Origin of the sequence: Streptomyces sp. MK37H, assembly GCF_018035285.1 — a bacterium.
GTDB classification, from domain to species: Bacteria; Actinomycetota; Actinomycetes; order Streptomycetales; family Streptomycetaceae; genus Streptomyces; species Streptomyces endocoffeicus.
Genome location: NZ_JAAAYH010000658.1, coordinates 1 through 3425, shown reverse-complemented (window position 1 = coordinate 3425; position 3425 = coordinate 1). Strand labels below are relative to the sequence as shown.

4 protein-coding genes are annotated in these 3425 nt (G+C 70.8%); 3 read left to right on the top strand and 1 reads right to left on the bottom strand.

The annotated features are described in order from the left end of the window. Nucleotides 1-242: ATP-binding protein (locus GWI24_RS42265; protein ID WP_210951325.1), on the top strand; the 242-nt coding region annotated here is incomplete at its 5' end. A 273-nt stretch (nt 243-515) separates the two neighbouring features. Here the strand turns inward: GWI24_RS42265 and GWI24_RS42260 are convergent. Next, nucleotides 516-1442 carry a cyclase family protein gene (locus GWI24_RS42260; RefSeq protein ID WP_210951324.1) on the bottom strand — a complete coding sequence of 309 codons (927 nt, stop codon included), beginning with the start codon at nt 1440-1442 and terminating at the stop codon, nt 516-518. Nucleotides 1443-1552: 110 nt separating this feature from the next. Between GWI24_RS42260 and GWI24_RS42255 the strand changes: the two genes are divergently transcribed. After that, nucleotides 1553-2464: an SDR family oxidoreductase gene (locus tag GWI24_RS42255; RefSeq protein ID WP_210951323.1), complete on the top strand. Its 912-nt coding sequence runs from the start codon at nt 1553-1555 to the stop codon at nt 2462-2464. A gap of 58 nt (nt 2465-2522) precedes the next feature. Beyond that, the coding region (locus tag GWI24_RS42250) for an acyl-CoA dehydrogenase family protein (RefSeq protein ID WP_210951322.1) at nt 2523-3425 on the top strand (903 nt) is incomplete at its 3' end.

The window sequence follows — 3425 nt, the reverse complement described above, 5'->3', positions numbered from 1 at the left end:
CCAGCGACCGTGCTCCCTGCCAGCGCTGCGCCGATGAGGGGGACACTCATGGGCGCGGTCTGGAGCTGGTCGACGGTCTCGCCGATCGCTGGGGCTGGCAGCCGGAGGGCTCCGGGAAGCGGATCTGGTGTGAAATCGACCGCGCGAAGGGCGAGGAGCCGCTCTCCAAGAAGCGAGCGGCCTCTTATGCGCCGTCACACATGGGGCGAATCAGGCAAAGTCCAGACCAGGTGTTGACGTGACGTGTTCGGTTGATCACTCTAGGATCAGCGATTCGTCGCGAGGGGACGCCGAGGGCTGTGGTGTCTCTGTGGACCGTGTGTTCACGGGGACTTTCCTTGGCGAGTGCGGGTCGCGCCCCCGCTGCTGAAACAGGGCTCAGCGTCGGGAGCCGGGTGGCGGTGCGCGGTGCCGTGCTCGGGGCGCGCATGAGCGCACCGCCACCCGAAAGAGACCGGCCCGCCGTCCCCCTCCACGGGCATCGGAGTCGTCAAGGCAGCAGCGGCGTCAAGCCGTCAGAGGATCGCGACGGGCGCCACGGGCGCGCCCGTGCCGCCGACGAACGGCTCGGGCGGGGCCGACAGCAGAAAGGCGTAGCGCCCCTCCTCGGCGCAGGCTTCGGAGAGTTCCTCCAGATTCCAGTTCTGGCCCTGGAGCATGCCCATCTCGACCAGGTCGAGGGCGTGGACCGGCATCCAGAGGTCCTCGATCTCCGGTGGAAAGGCCTCGAAGGTCAGGGTGTCATTGGCGACCGCCGCCACATCGCGGGCGTGGAACCACTCGGGCGTGCGCAGGGACAGGCCCGGTGAGGGGAACGCGTACGCTCCCTTCTCGCCCGCCAGATAGCGCTGGATCTGCCCGGTGCGGACGAGCGCGATATCACCGGAGCGGACCCTCGTCCCGGCCAGCTCCTCGGCGGCATCGAGGTCTTCGGGGGTGACCACATGCCCCTCGGGCAGCCGCTCGGCGCCCCGGGCCCGGGCCACATCGAGCAGCACCCCGCGCGAGACGAGGGGCCCTGCCTTGTCGATACCGCTGAAGGCGGCGCGGTCATGGGGGGTGATGGAGTCGGCGGGGCGGCCGTTGTAGATCCTGCCGGAGTGCGAGACGTGGGTCAGCCCGTCCCAGTGGGTACCGGCCTGGAGCCCCATCGTCACGGCGTCGTCGCTGGTCGCCACCGTGCCCGGGCCGAACATCTCGAAGTTGACCGCGATCATCGTATGCAGCGGGTTGACCCGCCCGGGGATCATTCCGGTCTGGATGCCGTCCTGCCGCAGCGGCACCGCGAGCGGTACGCGACGGCCGGTCCGTATCGTCGCGGCGGCCTCCCGGACCACGGCATCGGTGATCAGGTTGAGCGTGCCGATCTCGTCCGCCGTCCCCCAGCGGCCCCAGTTGTTGACCCGCTTGGCGATCTCGTGGAACTCGGCTGGCAGCGGCATGGCGTCTCCTTCGGTGTTCCCGGTCGACGTTTGTGTGCGGGGGCTTGTACTCGGGCCGCGTCTGCTCAAAAATCTAACGGACCGTCAGAAACTCCGGGAGGGGACGCGACGTGGGCAACTTCTTGGACGGCAAGGTGGTCGCCGTCACCGGGGCCGGACGCGGTATCGGACGAGCGGTGGCCCTCGCCTGCGCGGCCGAGGGGGCACAGGTCGTCGTCAACGACTACGGGGTCTCGATCGAGGGCGGCGAACCGAGCAGCGAGGTCGCCGAGGCCGTGGTCAAGGAGATCGCGGCGGCGGGCGGCGAGGCGGTCGCGGTCGCCGATGACGTCTCGACCATGGCCGGTGGCCAGCGGATCGTGGACACCGCGCTGGAGCGGTACGGACGGCTGGACGGGGTCGTCTGTGTCGCCGGGATCCTGCGCGAGCGGATGCTGTTCAATATGTCCGAGGAGGAGTGGGACCCGGTCGTCGCCACTCATCTCAAGGGCACCTTCACGGTCTTCCGGGCGGCGTCGGCGGTGATGCGCCGCCAGCGCTCCGGCACCCTGATCGGCTTCACCAGCGGCAACCACCAGGGCAGCGTCGCTCAGGCCAACTACGCCTCCGCCAAGGGCGGGATCATCTCCCTGGTGCGCAGCGCCGCGCTGGGGCTCCACAAATACGGCGTCACGGCGAACTGTGTCGCCCCGGTCGCCCGTACCCGGATGTCCGCCAACGTACCGATGGAACTCAAGGAGATCGGCGAGCCGGAGGATGTGGCGGCCCTGGTCGTCTATCTGCTGAGCGAACGCGCCCACGCGGAGCGGATCACCGGCCAGGTCTATACGATCGCGGGCCCCAAGATCGCGGTCTGGGCCCAGCCCCGTGAACTGCGCGCCGGATACGCCGAGGGCGCCTGGACCCCGGAGAAGATCGCCGACTTCCTGCCGGGCACGGTCGGCACCGACCCCATGCCGATGCTGGCCCAGCTGGAGGCCATGGCCCAGGCCGCCGCCGACGGCCAACGCCCCAACGCCTGACCCCGGCAACGGCGGGGCGTACCGGAAACACCCACCAGGGCCGACGAGGGGAGAGGTTGTGGACTTCGCTTTCGGGCCGGAGGACGAGCGGTTCCGCGCCGAGGCGCGCGACTGGCTGGCCGAGCACTTCACCGGACCGTTCGCCGCCCTCAAGCAGCAGACCGGCGGCCATCCCGGCGAGGCGCACGGCGACATGGCCGTACGCCGCGCCTGGGAGCGCGAGCTCGGCACGGGGGGCTGGATCGGCCTGGGCTGGGACCGTACGGACGGGGCGTACGGCAACCGCGCCGCGACGCTGACCCAACAGGTCGTCTGGGCCGAGGAGTACGCCCGCGCCGGGGCGCCCGGCCGGCTGGGCCATATCGGCGAGAACCTCCTCGGGCCCACCCTGCTCGCCCACGGCGACTCCGCCCAGCGCACCCGCTTCCTGGCGCCCATCGCCCGTGGCGAGGAGGTGTGGTGCCAGGGCTACAGCGAACCGGACGCCGGTTCGGACCTCGCCGGGCTGCGGACCCGCGCCGTCCGCGACCCGGGCGAGGGCACCTATCGCATCACCGGGCAGAAGATCTGGACCTCCCTCGCTCATGAGGCCGACTGGTGCTTTGTGCTGGCGCGCACCGAGGAGGGCTCACAGCGCCATCATGGACTCTCCTTTCTGCTGGTGCCGATGGACCAGCCGGGACGGATCGAGGTGCGGCCGATCCGGCAGCTGACCGGGACCGCGGAGTTCAACGAGGTGTTCTTCGACGGGGCCGTGGCCCGCGCCGAGCACCTCGTCGGCGGCGCGGGCCACGGCTGGCGCGTGGCCATGAGCCTGCTGGCGGTGGAGCGCGGGGTCTCCACCCTGGTCCAGCAGATCGGCTTCGCCCAGGAGCTGAGCCGGGTGGTGCGGCTGGCGCTGGAGACCGGCGCCGCGGAGGAGCCCGTCCTGCGCGACCGGCTCATACGGCAGTGGGCCGAA